Source organism: Haladaptatus sp. R4 (assembly GCF_001625445.1).
GTDB lineage: Archaea > Halobacteriota > Halobacteria > Halobacteriales > Haladaptataceae > Haladaptatus.
The window spans coordinates 337,070-354,242 of sequence record NZ_LWHG01000029.1 but is presented as its reverse complement, the minus strand read 5'-3'; the positions used below and the strand labels follow the sequence as shown (position 1 = coordinate 354,242).

Here is a 17,173-nt window from a genome sequence, read left to right as displayed (position 1 = left end):
GATGCCGGTCGTGAGTCACGACCCCATCAATCGAATCCATGAAACAAACGCGACGCAACGTATTACGCAAGGTATCGGCACTTTCAGCGCTGACGCTCGGCGCGAGCGGGCTGGCGACGGCGGCGGACTGCAGCGGTTACTCCGACTGGCAGTCGGACGTCGCCTACACGGACGGCGACCGCGTCGTCTACGACGGCGCGCTCTGGGAGGCCCAATGGTGGACGCAAGCCAACGAACCCGAGACGAGCGACTCCGTCTGGGTGAAGGTCGGCCCGTGCGACGGGAGCGGCGGTGACGGTGGCGACGGCGGGGACGGCAACACTGCGCCGACCGCCTCGTTTACCGCGAACCCGATTTCACCCGCGCCGGGTGAGACGGCCACGTTCGACGCCTCGGGGTCTCCGACTCGGACGGGTCCGTGACGTCCTACGACTGGACGTTCGGCGACGGCAGCAGCGCGACTGGCCAAAGCGTCACGCACAGCTACGGCAGCGCCGGTAACTACACCGTCACGCTGACCGTGACCGACGATTCGGGCGCGACCGGTTCCGCGACGAAGACCGTCACCGTCGCCGACGGCGGAACGTCGCTCGACCAACGCGTCACGGGCTACTACATGCAGTGGTCCCAATGGGACCGGGACTACTATCCGGGCGACATCCCGGTGGACAAGGTGTCGCACGTCAACTACGCGTTCCTGACGGTCGAACAGGACGGCACCGTGGACTACATTCAGGAGAGCGCGGCGATGAACGTTCTCCAACCGAAGTCGTGGCAGGACTGGACCGGCTTCGACAGCCTCGTGGACGACCCGAACACGAAGTTCCTGTTCTCCATCGGCGGATGGAGCGATTCGACGCATTTCTCCGATGCGGCCAACACGCAGGCGAACCGCGAGCGGTTCGCGAGTACGGCCATCGACATCATGCAGGAGAACGATTTCGACGGCATCGACATCGACTGGGAGTATCCGGGCGGCGGCGGCAAATCCGGAAACGTCGTCCGCGACGGTGACAAGGCGCGGTTCACGAAGCTCCTGCAGGAAGTCCGCTCGCAACTCGACGACGCCGAGGCGGCGGACGGTAAGGAGTACCTCCTGACCGCGGCGATGTCCGCCGACCCCGACAAGGCGGAGGGTCTGGACCACGCGGCGAACGCGGAGGCGCTCGATTACGCGAGCGTCATGGCCTACGACTACCACGGCGCGTTCGACGACTACACCAACCACGACGCGCCGCTGTACGCCAAGTCGAACGACCCGTCGCCGCGGGCGTCGGACTTCAACGTCAACGCTTCGATGAACTACTGGGCCAACACGGCGTTCGACGCGTCACAGCTCTCGATGGGGATGCCGTTCTACGGCCGGAGCTTCGCCAACGTCACGAGCAGCACGAACGACGGGCTGTACCAGTCGTTCGACGGCGCCGCCAGCGGAACGTGGGGGCAGGACAACGGCGTCAAGGAGTTCTGGGACATCAATCAGAACCTCGAACCGAGTTCGGCGTACGACTACTACTGGGACGACACGGCGAAGGTCCCGTGGCTCTACTCGCCGTCGAAGGACATCTTCATCACCTACGACAACGAGCAGTCCATCGGTGCCAAGACCGATTACGCCGTGGACAACGACTTCGGCGGGGTGATGTTCTGGGCGTTCGCCAACGACAAGAACGAGGTGCTGCTGGACGCGATGCTCGACCATCTCTAGCGACCGGGAACGGTCAGAGCGAAAAGTTCGAGTTTTTTCGAGGAGGCGATCAGAGTGGCAATCGTTGAGCGTGCGATGGGAGAGCGAACTCTACGAAGACGTGCGCAGATTCGGATGAGAGGGAGGCCTCGAACGTCCCATTTGTTTCGAGGAGAAGTGTTTGGTTGGCGTGTAGTTACAACTACTGAGAAGACGACGATTCTCGTAGAGACTCGGCGTTTCGTCTCAGAGTGCCGTTTTGAGCTGTCGGACCGTGCCGAGCACCAGCCCCGGAACGTTCTCTTCGAGTCGCTTGCTACTCAATCGATCAGCGTGCCCCGCCACGTACACAGCGGCGACGTCGCCGTCGTGTTCAGCGCGACGGCGATGCCGTTTCGCTCGGGGTGCTGTTCGCCCCGCTCGATGGCGATGCCGCGCTCGCGGATACCGTCCAGTTCGCGTTCGAGTCGGTCCCGGTCGGTGATGGTGTTGTCCGTCCGCTCGGGGAGTCCGACGTCGTCGAGTATCGCGTCGATTTCCGTCGGCGAGAGACGCGCGAGGATGGCCTTTCCCGCGGCGGTACAGTGGAGATAGCGGTCGGTGAGTTCGGATTTCGACGGGGTGTCCGTGGACTGGTAGAGGTCGATGGCCGACGATCCCTGTTTGACGACGAGGCTGACCGTCTCGTCGGTGGTCGTCGCCAGTCGGTCGATGGCGGGCCGTCCGGCGCGATAGAGGTCGGAATCGTACTGGATTCGGGAACCGATTTCGAGGAAGCGGTACGAAAGGGAGTATTCGACCCCGTCCTTCTCGACGTATCCCAACTCCCGCAGCGTCGCCAGGTGTTTGTACGTGGTGCTTCTGGTGAATCCCAACGCGTCGGCGAGTTCGGAAATCCCGACGGTTCCACCGCGGTTCGCCATCGTCGTAATCAGGGCGAACGTCTTCTTCGGCGCCGAAACCATCGATGTCTGGCCACCATCATCCATACCCACGTATGGAATTAAATGCTGATAAGTATTTCGTGATTCGAAATCGGTGCCGAGTAGTACTGGTCGATGACCGGGATTACCAGTCGGCGATGCTGCCGTCCTCGTTTCGCCACGTCGGGTTGTACCACTCGACGTGACCCTCCGACCGTTCCTCGACGGCGGCCTCGTCGATATCGATACCGAGACCGGGTCCGTCGAGAACGTCGAGGTAGCCGTCCTCGAACGAGAAAACGGAGGCGTCTTCGAGGTAGTCATACGCGGGGCCGCGGGCCGACGGGTGGACGTCGAACCCGTGGTCCTGCACGGCGAGGTTCGGAATCACGGTATCGACCTGCAACGACGCCGCGAGCGCGATGGGACCGAGCGGGCAGTTCGGGGCGACGGCCACGTCCGTGTGCTTCGGCCATCGCGTCGAGTTTCACCAGTTCCGAAATGCCCCCGGCGTGGGAGACGACGGGTTGGATGAGGTCCACCGCCCCGCCGCGGAAGACCGGCTTGTAATCCCATCGGGAGTACAGTCGTTCCCCGGTGGCGATGGGAACGTGTGACCCCTCGGCGATTCGGGGGAGGTGTTCGACGTTCTCCGGGAGGACGGGTTCCTCGACGAACATGAGGTTGCAGTCGGACAACCGGGCGGTGAGCGTCTTCGCCATCGACTTCGAGACGCGACCGCGGAAATCGACGCCGAGGTCCACCGTGTCGTCCACGGCGTCCCGCACCCCCCGGATACGGTCGACGACCCGGTCTATCGTGGCGGCCGTCTCGATGTGACGGGTCTGGTTCGTCGCGTCCATCTTCAGCGCGGTGTAACCGGTGTCGGCGAGTCGGTTGGCCTCCTCGATGACGTCCGACGAACGGTCGCCGCCGACCCACTGGTACACGCGAATCTTGTCCCGGCACTTCCCGCCGAGCAGTTCGTAGACGGGGAGGTCGTAGTACTTCCCCTTGATGTCCCACAGCGCCTGATCGATTCCGGCGATGGCGCTCATGAGAATGGGACCGCCGCGATAGAACCCACTCCGGTACAGCGCCTGCCAGTGGTCCTCGATTTGTCGAGGGTCACGCCCGACCAGATAGCCGTCGAGCATCTCCGACACCGCCGCCCGGACGGTCTTCGCACGTCCCTCGACGATGGGTTCACCCCACCCGACGACACCCTCGTCGGTTTCGATCTTCAGGAACAGCCATCGGGGCGGAAGTTCGTACAGGTCGTAGCCGGTAATTTCCATACTCGTCGATGCACGGAAGATTACAAAACCGTGACGAACGAATCGTGTCGAGGGGGCGAGGGGAGAACTTCGCCGAATGGCCAATTTCGCGCCAAATACATCCATCTTCCCACCATCCAGCATCTCACCACGTTATATCCAATAATTAGTGTATTTTAATTATAGAAAATTATTTACCTCTATATGTATATTTTACCATCGTAGTTCAGAAAACAAAGGAGTTAGAGCGTACTCGGGGGCGATAGCCAGCGGCTTTGGAGACGAACGGGCGGTCGCAGATGAGCGGGACCGCTGGTCGTCGCCTCCATCGCGGTTCAGTCGAGAAACCATGAAATACACTCGCAGACGACTACTGAGGGATGCATCGGCACTTTCGGCATTGGCGATAGGAGCAAGCGGGCTCGGGTCGGCGGCCGACTGTAGCAGCTATTCGGCGTGGCAATCGGATACGGCGTACACGGACGGCGACCGTGTCGTCTACAACGACGCGCTCTGGGAAGCCCAGTGGTGGACGCAAGCCAACGAACCCGAGATGAGCGACTCCGTCTGGGTGAAGGTTGGTCCGTGCGACGGGAGCGGCGGCGACGGTGGCGACGGTGGCGACGGCGGAACCAGCAATAGTGCGCCGACCGCCTCGTTCAGCGCGTCCTCGCTGTTCCCCGCTCCGGGCGAGTCGGTGAGCTTCGACGCGAGCGACTCCTCGGATTCGGACGGGTCGGTGGCGTCCTACGATTGGACGTTCGGCGACGGCGCGTCCGGGTCGGGTGGGTCGGTAAGCCACTCGTACGGATCGGACGGGGATTACACCGTGACGCTGACCGTCACCGACGACGACGGGGCGACGGGAACCGCCACCCGGACGATATCGGTCGGAACGACGAGTTCGAGCGGGAGTACGGCGTTCGCGCCGTACAACGACATGAGCGTCAAATCGGGCACCACGCTGACGGACATCTACGGGCAGGCGAGCAACGACACCGTCACGGCGGCGTTCGTCCTCTCGGACGGCAGCGGTAACGCCGCGTGGGGTGGTTCGGTCAACAAACTCGTCGGCGAAGCCGGATACGGGTCGGAAATCCAGTCGTATCAGGACGCGGGCGGCACGGTCATCGTCTCGTTCGGCGGCGCGATGGGGACGATGATAGCGCAGGACACCACCGACGTTTCGAAGATACGATCGGAGTACGAGAAGGTGATGGACACCTACGGCGTCACGCATCTCGATTTCGACATCGAGTCGGTGAACACGGACGCAGTGGACCGGCGCAATCAGGCGCTGAGTCAACTCCAGTCGGATCGACCGGATCTCAGCGTGTCCTACACGCTCCGCTGTAAAACGACCGGGCTGACCAGCCACGGGAAGGACATCCTGAACAACGCGGTGAGTCACGGCGTGGACGTCGACATCGTCAACATCATGACGATGGATTACGGCTGGGTCGAACCGAGCGCGAGCACCATCGAGGATTCGGCCAACGGCACGCACGACGACATCGTGGAGATATTCTCCGGGGTGTCGTCCAGCGAGGCGTGGGGAATGGTCGGCATCACGCCGATGATCGGAGCCAACGACGCCGGTGGCACCCATCACCTTGACGACGCACAACAGGTCGCCTCGTTCGTCGTGGAGAAGGGCATCGGGCGCGTGGCGTTCTGGTCCATCGACCGCGACAACGGCGGGTGTCCCGACGGGACGGTGTGGGCCACCTGTAGCGGAATCGCACAGGACCCGTACGAGTTCTCGAACATCTACAATCAGGTGCAGTGAGGAGGGAAAATCATGGATCACTCACGACGGGACCTCCTGCGGAAAGTGTTGGCCACCCCTGCCCTCGCGTACGGTATCAGCGGCGTCGCATCGGCCGCGGACTGTAGCGGCTATTCGGCGTGGCAGTCGGATACGGCGTACACGGACGGCGACCGCGTCGTCTACGACGATGCACTCTGGGAAGCCCAGTGGTGGACGCAAGCGAACGAACCCGAGGCGAGCGATTCGGTGTGGGTCAAAGTCGGCGACTGTGACGGCAGCGGCGGTGGCGATGGTGGCGACGGCGGTGACGGCGGCGACGGCGGAACCGGCAACGAATCACCGACCGCCTCGTTTACCGTGACTCCGTCGGTGCCCGCGCCGGGAGACGAAGTCACGTTCGACGCGTCTGGGTCGTCCGATTCCGACGGCACCGTCGCATCCTACAACTGGGACTTCACGAACGACGGCACCGACGATGCGTCGGGCGAAACCGTCACGCACACGTTCGACGCGGCGGGGACCTACGCGGTCGCGCTGACGGTCACCGACGACGGCGGCGCGAGCGCATCGGCGACGACGAACGTTTCCGTCGGCGCCGAACCGACGGACGAGTTCAAGATCATCGGCTACTATCCCGGGTGGAAGGCCACGCCGGAGTACGACTACTACCCCGAGGACGTGCCGTGGGACAAGGTGACCGACGTGCAGTACGCGTTCCTCGGCGTGGACGCCGAGAACGCGGTGCCGACCATCATGAAGGATCGAGACGAGCAGAACCTGGAGAAATTCAAGGAACTCAAGTCGGGAGCGGCGGCCGACACCCGCGTGAAGATATCCGTCGGCGGGTGGGCCAACTCCGAAGGGTTCAGCCAGATAGCGGCGAGTGCGAACAAGCGAGCGACGTTCGCCGACCGCTGTGTGGAGATCATCCAACAGTACAATCTGGACGGCGTGGACATCGACTGGGAACACCCCGGTAGCCAACAGGGCAAGTGCCAGTGCGGCAGCAACGAGGACTACGTCAATCAGATCGACTTCCTACAGGCGCTCCGGGACGCGCTGGACGCGGCCGGAAGCGAGGACGGGAAGCGGTACTGGCTCTCGGTCGCGAACGGCGGTTCGGACTGGAACGCCGGTGGCCTCCGGCACGATCAGATCGGCGACGTCTGTGATTACACGTGCATCATGGCCTACGACTTCACGGGGTCGTGGATGGACTCCGTGGGGCAGAACGCGCCGCTGTACGGTGACGGCCACCCGACCGACAACACCCAGTACGGCGAGACGTACGACACGCAATACTACGTCGAGTACGCCGCGGACACGCTCTGGGGCGGGGACCTCGACGAGACGGGCTACTGGCCCGGTCAGTGGAAGTATCCGCCGTCGCCACCGGCCGACCACGGAGAACTGGTGCTCGGACTACCGTTCTACGGCCGCGGGTTCAACGGTACGGAACTGTACGGCAGTTATCAGGGCCTCCCGGCGGGAACGTGGGACGACTCGGAAAGCGGCGGTGCCGACATGACCGGCGCGTTCGACTTCGGTGATTTGGAGGAGAACTACGAGGGCGAGTCGGGTTGGACGAAGCAGTACCACGACCCCGGCGCGGTCCCGTACATCGTCAACGAAGAGGAGGAGACGATCATCAGCTACGACGACGAGCAGTCCATCGCCGAAAAAGTCCAGTTCGCCAAGGACCGCGGCATGGGGGGCGTGATGTTCTGGGAACTCGCACAGGACTGGAACGAGACGCTCCTCGACACCATCGTGGCGAACGTATAGCGCGAAGAGAAAACGAAGAACGAACACGACAACACGAGAACACGATCATGAAATACACACGACGCAACGTACTACGCGACGTATCGGCACTGACAGCACTGGGAATCGGCGCGAGCGGTCTCGCGGCGGCGGCGGACTGCAGCGGTTATCCGGACTGGCGCTCGGACACCTCGTACACGGACGGCGACCGCGTCGTCTACGACGGGGCGCTCTGGGAAGCCCAGTGGTGGACGCAAGCCAACGAACCGGAACCGAGCGATTCGGTCTGGGTGAAGGTCGGACCCTGCGACGGGAGCGGCGGCGGCAATGCGGCCCCGACCGCCTCGTTCAGCACCTCGTCATCGTCCGTCTCGCCGGGCGAGTCGGTGAGCTTCGACGCCAACGGCTCCTCGGATTCCGACGGCAGCATCGCGTCCTACGATTGGACGTTCGGCGACGGCACCACCGCGAGCGGACAGACCACCACACACAGCTACGGCAGCGCCGGTAAGCTACACCGTCACGCTGACCGTGACCGACGACGCCGGGGCGACCGGGTCGGCCAGCAGTACCGTCTCGGTTGGCGATTCGGGCGGCGGCGGCACCACAAAGGACGACGACGCGTTCGACCCCGTACGAGGGGACGTGGGGCGACGTCGTCGGGGATACGACCGGCGCGAACACCGACCGCATCGTCGTGTCGTTCCTCGGCGACGGGACGTCCGGCGACGGCGTGAACCCCGGATGGCTCACGTCGAGCGGACAACGGCCGGTGTCGGACTTCTCGGACGAGATATCGACGCTTCAGAGCCAGGGCATCGACGTGTGGGTCTCCATCGGCGGCTGGGACGGCCGCGTGGTCGCCCGCGACGCGACGGACGCCACCGAATTGAAGGAGGCCTACGCGGGTATCCTCGATACGTTGGGCGTCACCCACCTCGACATCGACGACGAGAACGCGGACGAATCCGGACGCGACGGGAGTGTCTACCGACTCCGCAACGAGGCGCTGGCGATGCTCCAGTCCGAACGACCCGAGGTGACGGTCAGCTACACCGTTCCGGCGGGACAGAACGGCATCGAGAACCGGAACTACGCCCCCGCGCGGGACATGGTCTCGGACGCGGTCCAGCAGGGCGTCGAACTGGAGTACGTGAACATCATGACGATGGACTTCAACCCGACGACGGCGGACATCGTGGCGTCGGCGGGACAGGGAACCGTCGATTGGCTCGCGGGAATCTACCCGAACAAGTCCGAAGCCGAACGCTGGGAGATGCTCGGCGTGACGCCGAACGTGGCCGAGTCTGGGTTCACGACCGACACCGCCCAGCAGGTGCTCGATTGGGCCGAGAGCAAGGACATCGGCCTGCTGAGCTTCTGGGCGCTGCACAAATCGAACGCGGCGGCGTACGCCGACGTGTTCCACCAGTTCGAGGACGACGAGGACTGAGCGGGAAAGAGAGAAAGAGCGGACAAGGAGAGCGAAAACGCACAAGGAGGGAGAAAACGAACAGGGAGGGAGAGAACGGATAGGCGAGCGAAAACGAACAGGGAGTGAAAAAGCGGACGACAGGGGCGAGAACGGCCCGCAAAGCGGGTCAGTTCTCGCCGTTTTTCGGTTCCCATCTCCGCGTCCTCGTCCAGCGGGAACGTCGGACGCGGGATTTCTTCGTACGGCAGATCGGCGAGCAACTGGTTCGTGTCGCCGGGCGTGAGCGCGAACAGTTCCCGCGCCGCGACGGCTTTCCACGCGGGACTCAAGTAACCGCTTTTCAGGACGACGCAGTCGTAGTCGTCCGGGGCGGCGTCGAACCGGTGGAGGAACGTGGGGTCGCGGTGCAGGTTCGTCCGCGTGTCGGCCACGACCACGTCCACGCCGCCGTCCAGCGAAACGAGGGCGGTTCCGCCCCCGTCGAATTCGACCAATTTCGACACGGTTCCGTCCGCCGTGAGCGGCATGTTTTCGGGAACGTTCCGGCCGAGGTCGAGTCGGACTGATCGGCCTTCACCAGCGGTGTAGCATTGCTCGTAGCTCGCATCGTCCGCGACGACGGCGAACAGCGACGGCCCGAGGTCCGAGCGCTCGCGCATCTTCGATAGGAGGTTCGTCGTGTCCTCGGACGCGCCCGCGCCGGGGATGTCGCCCGTGTCGGAGATAACGACCGGTCGGCGTCGGTCGTGCGTTGCCGATTCGAGGGCGACGGCCGGGTCGTAGGCGTCGGTCGAGAAGTCGAACTCGCGGCGTTTCCGCCAGAACGCCCGCGCGAGTTCGGTCGTCGCTTCGGTGAGGGATTCGGGCGCGGCGGCGTCGCCGGTCACGAGCGCGTGGCAGCCAGCGTTCGGGGAGTCGGCCCACGGAAATCCGAGAAAGAAGTTCGCGTCGTGGATGCCGTCCCGCTCGTCAGCGTCGCGGAGCGCCGCGACGAGCGAGCGCATCGGTTCGAATTCCGATTCGGACTGCTCCCCGGCGAGGAGCATCGGCAGTCGTTCCCAGCCGAGCGTGAGCGAGGCGTCCCCGCGCAGGTCGGCGAGCAGGAGCTTCGCGGCCCGCGTTCCCGTCTCCGTGACGTCGGTGTGCGGCGCGGTGCGATACCCCGCGACGCCGTCGAGGGTGGCGACCATTCGCTCGGTGATGGTGGCGTGCATGTCGAGCGCCGCCGTGATCGGAACGTCCTCGCCGACCACCGCGCGGACCGCTTCGAGCAGCGCGCCTTCGGGGTCGGGTTCCCCCTCGACGTACATCGAGCCGTGCAGGTCGAGACAGACGCCGTCCACGGGTTCGCCGTCGAGTCTAGAGACGAGTTCGTACCGCATCCACTCGAACGCGCTCGCCTCGACGGTCGGGGCCGGAAGCGCGCTCGCGCCCACCGTCGGGAGGATATCGACGCCCGCGCGTTCGAGTTCATCCACGATGCCACGGATCGAGCGGCCGACGTGCTCCGTCGTCAGGAGGTCGGCACCCGTCGTGGTCGAGAACGTTTCGAGTCCGGTCCGCCCGTCCGCGAACGTGTTCGTTTCGTGGCTGATGGCACCGACGGCAACTTGCATGTTCCCACTCTCTCGGGAAGCCTCTTGAGTGATACCCCTAGAATAAAAAGCTGTCAGGTCAGTGCGGCCACGGCCTCCACGGCCAGAAGAACGCGAGGAACGCCATCCCGAGCAGGAGGAACCCGCCCACCTTCATCAGCGGCCCCGCGTCCATCTCGTCGCGGACGAACGAGAGGTACAGCAGTCCCGCCGCGGCGACGAAGAAGACGAGCGCGCCGCCGACAACCGGTTCGTTGCGCCCGGAGTAGCCGAGACGCAACAGGACGGTGAACAGGGGAGCGGCGGACAGGGTGATCATCCCTTCCCTCCAGTCAGCGCGATACCCTCCATGAAGGTCCGCTGTGCGAGCAGGTAAGCCGCGATGACGGGCAGCGCGGCGAGCACGACCCCCGCGAGGAGTTGTCCCCACTGCGAGCTGTACTTCCCTGTGAGCAGGCCGATGCCGACCTGGAGCGGGTACATCGCCGAATCGTTGAGGATGACCAGCGGCCACAGGAACGCGCCCCAGACGAAGATGAACGTGAACACGCCCAGCGACGACAGGGCGGGTTTCGCCAGCGGCAACATGACCCGCGTGTAGATCTGAATCGTGCTACAACCGTCCATTCTGGCCGCCTCGATGAGCGAGTCGGGGACGCCGAGGAAGAACTGTCGCATCATGAACGTCCCGAACGGGTTGGCGACGTACAGCACGATGATAGCCCAGTAGGTGTTCGACCAGTTGAGCGCGTTCATCTCCAGATACAGCGGGACGAGCACGACCTGCGGCGGGATGACGAGCGTCCCGATGACCAGCGTGTAGACGAACGATTTCCCCTTGAAATCACCCTTCGCCAGCGCGTAGCCCGCGAGCGTGTCGAGCAGCAGGGTGAAAAACACCACGCCGACCGTCAGGACGAGGCTGTTGAGCACCCAGCGGTCGAGCGGGTTCTGCATCCAGACGTTCACGTAGTTGGCGAACGTCGGATGCGCCGGGATGATTTGGTGAATCGTCGTGAATATCTTGTTCTCGGGTTTCAACGACGTGAGAAACGCCCAGAGGAACGGAATCGTCATGATGGCGCTCATGACGATGAGGATGCCGTGGGCGACCCATTTTGCGACCGTGTCGTACCGCGAACCCTCGTATTCGACGCTCGGTTGGTCGTCCTCGAAGTCGAGGTCCTCAGTAGCCAACGTCGTCACCCCACGTGCGCTGTTGGAGGACGCTCAGTCCGAACACCAGCAGGAACAACACGACCGCGATGGCGCTCGCGTAGCCCATCTCGAACTGCTGGAAGCCGGTCTGCCAGAAGTAGTAGACGATGGTGTAGGTGGAGTGAACGGGACCGCCGTTGGTCATCACGTACACCTGCGTGTAGACGCGGAACGAGAAGACGAGCGTCACGATGAACACGAAGAACGTCGTCGGCTTCAGCAGCGGCAGTGTGACGTAGCGGAACCGCTCCCAGCGGTTCGCGCCGTCGATGATGGCCGCCTCGTACAGGTCGTCCGGGATTCCCTTCAACCCGGCGAGGAAGATGACCATGTTGAACCCGATGTGCTTCCAGATGCTCATGAGGGCGATGGACGCCAGCGCCGTCTTGGAACTCTGGAGCCACGAGAGTTGCGGGAGACCGATGGTCCCCAACATCGTGTTCAACAACCCGTACTGCGGGTTGTAGATCCACGACCAGATGAGCGAGACGACGACCCACGAGGTCACGACGGGGAGGAAGATGGCCGCGGAGTAGAACTTCGTCCCGCGCAGGTTCATGTTCAACAGCAGTGCCAACCCGAGCGCGATGGGAACGTCGAAGACGAGGAGGGCCAGACTGTAGCCAGCGGTGTTTATCAGCGCGTCCCAGAATATCGGGTCTTGCACCAGCCGAACGTAGTTGTCGATACCGACGAACGGATGGGATTGAGCCAACGGCTCCCACTGATGAAGGCTCACGTAAAACGCGCCGAGGAACGGGATCAGCAGGACGGCGGCGAAGATGAACACCTTCGGGAGAACGATAGCGTACCACGACAGGTCCGTATCGGCGTTGCCGACGGTGAGGCCGGAAACGAATCCGTCGAGACGGTCCCGAACGCCCGTGGTTCCCTGAGATTGTGACATGGTTAGAGGAGTTTGTTGATGTCGCTAGCGGCCTTGTCGAGTGCCTTTTTCGGGTCCGTTCCCTGCCACATCGCCTGTGCCTGCTTGTGGACCGAATCCCACATCTTCGACACGTCGGGGTGGCTGGGGAAGGGGACGGTGTTGTCCATCTCCTGTGCGACGGGTTTCAACTTCGGATTGTTGTCGATGAAGTTCTTGAACTCGTCCGAATCGTAGGCCTCCTTCCGTCCCGGGAACCCGCCCATCGATTTGGTGACATTCTTCTGAACGTCCATGGAGTTCACGTAGTTCAGCCATTCGAGGCCGACCTCCTTGTCCGCGCCACCGCGGTTCGGAACGGTGTAGAACACGCCCGCGCTCCACGTGTGGCTCTTGTCGATCTTCGGGCCGCTGGGGTACGGAACGTACTGATAATCGATACCGCTGTCGCGCAGGCGCGGATAGTTCCACGATCCCGCGAAACACATCGCGGCTTCCCCGGCGAGGAAGTCCTCGATGGCGAGGCTGCCGCCGGAGTTCCGCGTGATGATGGACTTGTCCTCGACGACCCTCGGCTGGAGGAATTTCGCCGCTTGAACCGCCGCGTCGTCGTTGATTATCGCCTTCGTCCCGTCGTCGTTGAGGTAGCCGCTCCCATTGGAGAGCGCGAAGCAGTCGAAGCCCTCACCGGCGGACATGGAGAACGCCGCCTTGTTCTTCTTGCCCAACTCGTCGATCCACGAACCGAACTCGTCCCAGCTCGGACGGTGGGTCGGTTCGGGAATCTCCAAGCCCGCTTCCTTGAACTTCTTCTTGTTTATCGCCACCAGACGACAGTCGGCGTACCACGGGACCGCCCACAGGTTGCCGTCGTAGCTTGCGTTGCGTCGTGCGGCCGAGACGTAGTCGTCCGGGTTGAAACCGTTCTTTTCGAGGTTGAGTGCGACGCCCTTGTCGGCGAACCGCGGCACCCACAGAACGGACAACGCGAGGCTGTCCGGCGCGTTACCTGCGGGGATCGCGGTCGTCGCCTTGGCGAGATAGTTCTCGAAGGGGTAGTACTCCCAACTGAGGTCGGATATTTTGTCGCTCTGTTTTGCGAGGGCCTTCGCCTGCTTTTTGCGAATCGGCGAAAGACCGGGGTCGTTCCACGCCCAAAGCGTTCCGGACTTTGCGCCGCCGTCGCCGTCGCCGGAGCTACCGGGCATCATGCCCGAACAACCGGCGAGGCTTCCTGCGCCGATGGTGCCAGCCGTTGTGAGAACGTTACGTCGAGTGAGGTTTCTGTTGCTCATACCGCTCTGACCGAAGAACGATGCTACTCCGTAATAAATATTTGCCACAGGGTACCAAATACCATTCCAATCTGGCCAGTAATCGGAGGGAAGTCGGGACGATCCGAGTTTTTTACCCGGAACCGAGTTGTTTTTCGGAAATTATGCGCGAGCGTCGACGTTGGTGTCGGTCGCGGTCGAGACGCTCCTCGTCTTGACGGTTTCGCCGGTGTCGGGGTCGAAGAGGTGTATCTTGTCCTCGGGGAAATCGATGGTGAGCGTCGTTCCGGATTCCACCATCCGCTCCCCGGAAAGCGTCACCGTACACGTCTGGCCGCCGATATCGACGTAGGCGTACGTGAGTTCTCCCATCGGTTCGGTCACCGAGACGGTCGTCGAAATCGCTCCCGGTTCGTCGGCCGGGACGGTTTCGATGCTCTCCGGGCGGATGCCGAGCGTCATCCGCCCCTCGTAGCCGACGAGTTGCTCGCGCGCCTTCGGCGAGAGGTCGTACCGGAACGAGTCGTGGACGAGTTCCGCCGTCGACGTAGTCGACCTCGAAGAAGTTCATCGAGGGGGAGCCGATGAACCCGGCGACGAACCGATTCGCGGGTTCGTAGTAACATTCGAGCGGCGTCCCGAGTTGCTGGAGTTTCCCGTCGTTCAGGATGGCGATCCGGTCGCCCATCGTCATCGCTTCCGTCTGGTCGTGGGTCACGTAGATGGTCGTAATGTTCAGGTCCTGCTGGAGGTTCTGTAGCTCCGTCCGCATCGTCGTCCGGAGCTTCGCGTCCAAGTTCGAGAGCGGTTCGTCCATCAGGAACACCTCCGGTTCGCGGACGATGGCGCGGCCGAGCGCGACGCGCTGTTGTTGCCCGCCGGAGAGTTCGCCCGGTTTCTTTTCGAGTATCTCCTCGATGCCCATCATCTCGGCGACGTCATCGACCCGACGCTCGATTTCGTCGGCCCCCATGTCGGTGGACATCTTGAGACCGAATCCGATATTCTTGCGCGCGTTGAGGTGCGGGTACAGCGCGTAGTTCTGGAACACCATCGCGATGTCGCGCTCGGTGGGGGGTTTGTTCGTGATGTCGGTTTCGTTCAACAGGATGTTGCCGTCGGTCGGCGATTCGAGTCCGGCGATACAGCGAAGCGTCGTCGATTTGCCGCACCCCGACGGACCGACGAAGATGAGGAACTCCCCGTCGTCGATGTCGATATTCAGATCCTCGACCGCGACGATCGACCGGTCCCCGTCGAGAAACTCCTTCCGGAGGTTGCGTATGTCTAACTTACCCATACTGAGGCACTACTGATGGCCTTTGTAACCAGCCGTAATAAATTCATAGGGTGGTACCGGCGTTCGAAACGTCGACCGCCGTCTCGACCGTCGTACGCACCTTCTCACCCGTTTCCGCCGCCTCGCGGGCGGCGAGCGTCGCGTCGAGCGTCGCGGCGGCGTCGTCGAAGTCCGAACGAATATCGACCGATTCCGCGTCGTTCGTCCGTCGTTCGCCGTGATCGGTCGCCGACGCACGAAGGAACGCCTCGAACTCCCGTCGGTACCACTCGCCGTCGCCATCGTACTCCACGGGTTCGCCATCGACGGTTCCCGCGAGCGAGTGATCCATGTAATCCAGTTCGAGGACGGCGTCTTCGGCCGCGATACGCACCTCGAACCGTGGCGTCGGCGACGCACAGGTCGACGAGACGTGCGAGACGGCACCGGAACCGTGGTCGAGCGTGACCGAAGTCGCGTCCTGAAAGTCGACGGTCCCGACGAGCAAGCCGTCGGTTCCGCTGCGTCGCCGCCACGACGTCGCCCGCCAGATACCGGTGGAGGTCGTAGACGTGGGTGGACTGCTCGACGATTTGTCCGCCGGAGTAGCGCCGCTCTCGCCACCAGTCGGACTCGGGGACCGGGACCCAGTAGGTGCTGTCGATGTGGCCGATTCGTCGGCGTCGAGGAGTTCCCGTGCGTGCTCCGTGATCCGTGCGTATCGACAGACGTATCGACGTGCGAGAGTCCCTCGCTGTCGGCTAGACGTCGGGCCGTCTCGCGTGCGTCCCCCATCGTGAGGGCCACGGGTTTCTCGATGAATAGGTCGAGGTCCCGGTCGGCGGCGGCCAGCTCGTACTCGCCGTGGGCGAACGGCGGAACGGCGATAACGAGCGCGTCGAGCGATTCCGACTCGATCAGTTCGACGCCGTCGGTGTACGCCGTCGCTCCGCGCGGACGGGCGGCGGCGCGCGCCGTTTCCCCGTCGATGTCCGCTATCGCCGCCAGTTCGATATCGCACGGCGCTCGGTCTTCCCCGACCGTCCCCGACTCGACCACCGCGTCGAGCGTTTCCAGGTGGATCGACGCGATGCCACCGGCACCGATGAATCCGACACTGTGTGTCATGTGTCACCGTGTCTGGTGCGGCGTGTGTTAAAGTTAACTTCGATAAAACAACACCAAGACCGGCACAAACGTATAAATCACCGCAAACGAGAGGCTAGGAGTGATGCGGTTTGCACTCAATCAGATGGGGTTCCCCGAGGAGGGACTGCTGGAAAACGCACGACTCCTCGCGGACGCCGGATACGACGGTATCGAACCGAACCTCACGGCCGACGGTCCGCTGTGGGACGACGAGTTCGTTGAGGAACTGGCCGACGAACTGGAGCGACTCGGACTCGACGTTCCGGCGATTTCGACCACGCTTCACTGGGAGCGCCGGTTGTCCGCCGCGGACGACGAAACGCGCGCCGCGGGCATCGACGCGGGCGAGCGAATGCTCGAAGTCGCCGAGGAACTCGGTTCCGGTGCGGTGCTCATCGTCCCGGCAGTCGTTGACGAGCGAACGCCCTACGACGAGGCGTACGACCGCGCGCTCGACTCGGTTCGGGCGTTGGCGGCGAGCGGTGCCGACCGCGGCGTGACGGTCTGTGTCGAAAACGTGTGGAACGACTTCCTGTTGTCCCCGCTGGAGTTCGCTCGGTTCGTCGAGGCGGCGTCCGACGCCGGACCGGTGGGCGCGTACTTCGACGTCGGGAACGTCAAGCGGTTCGGCTATCCGGCCCAGTGGATTCGGATCCTCGGGGAGCACGTCGAGCGGGTTCACGTCAAGGACTATCGGACGGATATCGACACGATGGGAGGGTTCACCTATCCGCTTGAGGGTGATATCGACTGGACCGCGGTCGACGAGGCGTTGGCGGAAATCGGCTACGACGGGTGGATAACGGCGGAGGTGTCCCCGTATCGGACGGCACCCGAGCGACTGCCGCCCCGGTTGCGAGCGGACCTCGAACACCTCTTTTCGTAGCACACCGGCGACACAATATTTATTACCCG

At 63.3% G+C, this 17,173-nt stretch carries 13 protein-coding genes and 4 pseudogenes; 7 read left to right on the top strand and 10 right to left on the bottom strand.

Annotation, left to right across the window (positions count from 1 at the left end):
• The first annotated feature begins 38 nt into the window (after window positions 1-38).
• Window positions 39-422, top strand: coding sequence for a carbohydrate-binding protein (locus tag A4G99_RS27680; protein ID WP_223302009.1), 384 nt, complete (start codon window positions 39-41; stop codon window positions 420-422).
• Window positions 419-1,708 (top strand): glycosyl hydrolase family 18 protein, encoded by a 1,290-nt coding sequence (locus A4G99_RS19295; RefSeq protein WP_223302008.1) that lies wholly within the window; start codon window positions 419-421, stop codon window positions 1,706-1,708. Before A4G99_RS27680 ends, A4G99_RS19295 begins: the two co-directional genes overlap by 4 nt.
• A 299-nt stretch (window positions 1,709-2,007) precedes the next feature.
• Here A4G99_RS19295 and A4G99_RS19290 read toward each other — a convergent pair whose 3' ends face one another.
• Both A4G99_RS19290 and dgoD read right to left on the bottom strand, forming a co-directional pair.
• Entirely contained in the window at window positions 2,008-2,676 is a 669-nt protein-coding gene (locus tag A4G99_RS19290; protein ID WP_223302007.1) for an IclR family transcriptional regulator, read from the bottom strand.
• Between the two features lie 79 nt (window positions 2,677-2,755).
• Window positions 2,756-3,908, bottom strand: a pseudogene (gene dgoD / locus A4G99_RS19285) (galactonate dehydratase).
• A 328-nt stretch (window positions 3,909-4,236) separates the two neighbouring features.
• On the opposite strand from dgoD, the gene A4G99_RS19280 reads away from it, so the two are divergent.
• From A4G99_RS19280 to A4G99_RS29485, 4 genes and pseudogenes are all read left to right on the top strand, one after another.
• Entirely contained in the window at window positions 4,237-5,676 is a 1,440-nt protein-coding gene (locus A4G99_RS19280) for a PKD domain-containing protein (RefSeq protein ID WP_066147224.1), read from the top strand.
• A gap of 12 nt (window positions 5,677-5,688) precedes the next feature.
• A complete protein-coding gene (locus A4G99_RS19275) occupies window positions 5,689-7,443 on the top strand; it encodes a glycosyl hydrolase family 18 protein (RefSeq protein ID WP_066147222.1) in 1,755 nt (584 codons plus the stop codon).
• Window positions 7,444-7,490: 47 nt separating this feature from the next.
• Complete coding sequence (locus A4G99_RS29490) at window positions 7,491-8,159, top strand: PKD domain-containing protein (RefSeq protein WP_190303822.1); 669 nt, start codon at window positions 7,491-7,493, stop codon at window positions 8,157-8,159.
• Window positions 8,120-8,566, top strand: a pseudogene (locus tag A4G99_RS29485) (PKD domain-containing protein); the annotation flags it as partial. The gene A4G99_RS29490 and the pseudogene A4G99_RS29485, both read left to right, overlap by 40 nt.
• Before the next feature lie 98 nt (window positions 8,567-8,664).
• Here the strand turns inward: A4G99_RS29485 and A4G99_RS24545 are convergent.
• From A4G99_RS24545 to A4G99_RS29960, 8 genes and pseudogenes are all read right to left on the bottom strand, one after another.
• Window positions 8,665-10,473, bottom strand: coding sequence for a M81 family metallopeptidase (locus tag A4G99_RS24545; RefSeq protein ID WP_082837930.1), 1,809 nt, complete (start codon window positions 10,471-10,473; stop codon window positions 8,665-8,667).
• Window positions 10,474-10,531: 58 nt separating this feature from the next.
• Window positions 10,532-10,771, bottom strand: coding sequence for a hypothetical protein (locus tag A4G99_RS19265; RefSeq protein WP_066147220.1), 240 nt, complete (start codon window positions 10,769-10,771; stop codon window positions 10,532-10,534).
• Entirely contained in the window at window positions 10,768-11,649 is an 882-nt protein-coding gene (locus tag A4G99_RS19260; RefSeq protein ID WP_223302006.1) for a carbohydrate ABC transporter permease, read from the bottom strand. The genes A4G99_RS19265 and A4G99_RS19260 overlap by 4 nt, the downstream gene beginning before the upstream one ends.
• Complete coding sequence (locus A4G99_RS19255; RefSeq protein WP_066147216.1) at window positions 11,639-12,577, bottom strand: carbohydrate ABC transporter permease; 939 nt, start codon at window positions 12,575-12,577, stop codon at window positions 11,639-11,641. Before A4G99_RS19255 ends, A4G99_RS19260 begins: the two co-directional genes overlap by 11 nt.
• Window positions 12,578-12,579: 2 nt before the next feature.
• On the bottom strand, window positions 12,580-13,851 hold the full coding sequence (locus tag A4G99_RS19250; protein ID WP_066147214.1) for an extracellular solute-binding protein: 1,272 nt from the start codon (window positions 13,849-13,851) through the stop codon (window positions 12,580-12,582).
• 141 nt (window positions 13,852-13,992) lie between these two features.
• A pseudogene (locus A4G99_RS19245) lies at window positions 13,993-15,130 on the bottom strand (ABC transporter ATP-binding protein).
• A 43-nt stretch (window positions 15,131-15,173) separates the two neighbouring features.
• Window positions 15,174-15,617: a hypothetical protein gene (locus A4G99_RS27660; RefSeq protein WP_223302043.1), complete on the bottom strand. Its 444-nt coding sequence runs from the start codon at window positions 15,615-15,617 to the stop codon at window positions 15,174-15,176.
• Between the two features lie 299 nt (window positions 15,618-15,916).
• A pseudogene (locus A4G99_RS29960) lies at window positions 15,917-16,237 on the bottom strand (Gfo/Idh/MocA family oxidoreductase); the annotation flags it as partial.
• Between the two features lie 103 nt (window positions 16,238-16,340).
• On the opposite strand from A4G99_RS29960, the gene A4G99_RS19235 reads away from it, so the two are divergent.
• Entirely contained in the window at window positions 16,341-17,144 is an 804-nt protein-coding gene (locus tag A4G99_RS19235) for a sugar phosphate isomerase/epimerase (protein ID WP_066147212.1), read from the top strand.
• The last annotated feature ends 29 nt before the right edge of the window (window positions 17,145-17,173 follow it).

Coding starts and splice junctions, on each gene's coding strand:
- A4G99_RS19275 (WP_066147222.1), top strand. CDS start 5,689: ATGGATCACTCACGACGGGACCTCCTGCGGAAAGTGTTGGCCACCCCT.
- A4G99_RS29490 (WP_190303822.1), top strand. CDS start 7,491: ATGAAATACACACGACGCAACGTACTACGCGACGTATCGGCACTGACA.
- A4G99_RS27680 (WP_223302009.1), top strand. CDS start 39: ATGAAACAAACGCGACGCAACGTATTACGCAAGGTATCGGCACTTTCA.
- A4G99_RS19265 (WP_066147220.1), bottom strand. CDS start 10,771: ATGATCACCCTGTCCGCCGCTCCCCTGTTCACCGTCCTGTTGCGTCTC.
- A4G99_RS24545 (WP_082837930.1), bottom strand. CDS start 10,473: ATGCAAGTTGCCGTCGGTGCCATCAGCCACGAAACGAACACGTTCGCG.
- A4G99_RS19255 (WP_066147216.1), bottom strand. CDS start 12,577: ATGTCACAATCTCAGGGAACCACGGGCGTTCGGGACCGTCTCGACGGA.
- A4G99_RS19235 (WP_066147212.1), top strand. CDS start 16,341: ATGCGGTTTGCACTCAATCAGATGGGGTTCCCCGAGGAGGGACTGCTG.
- A4G99_RS19290 (WP_223302007.1), bottom strand. CDS start 2,676: ATGGATGATGGTGGCCAGACATCGATGGTTTCGGCGCCGAAGAAGACG.
- A4G99_RS19250 (WP_066147214.1), bottom strand. CDS start 13,851: ATGAGCAACAGAAACCTCACTCGACGTAACGTTCTCACAACGGCTGGC.
- A4G99_RS19280 (WP_066147224.1), top strand. CDS start 4,237: ATGAAATACACTCGCAGACGACTACTGAGGGATGCATCGGCACTTTCG.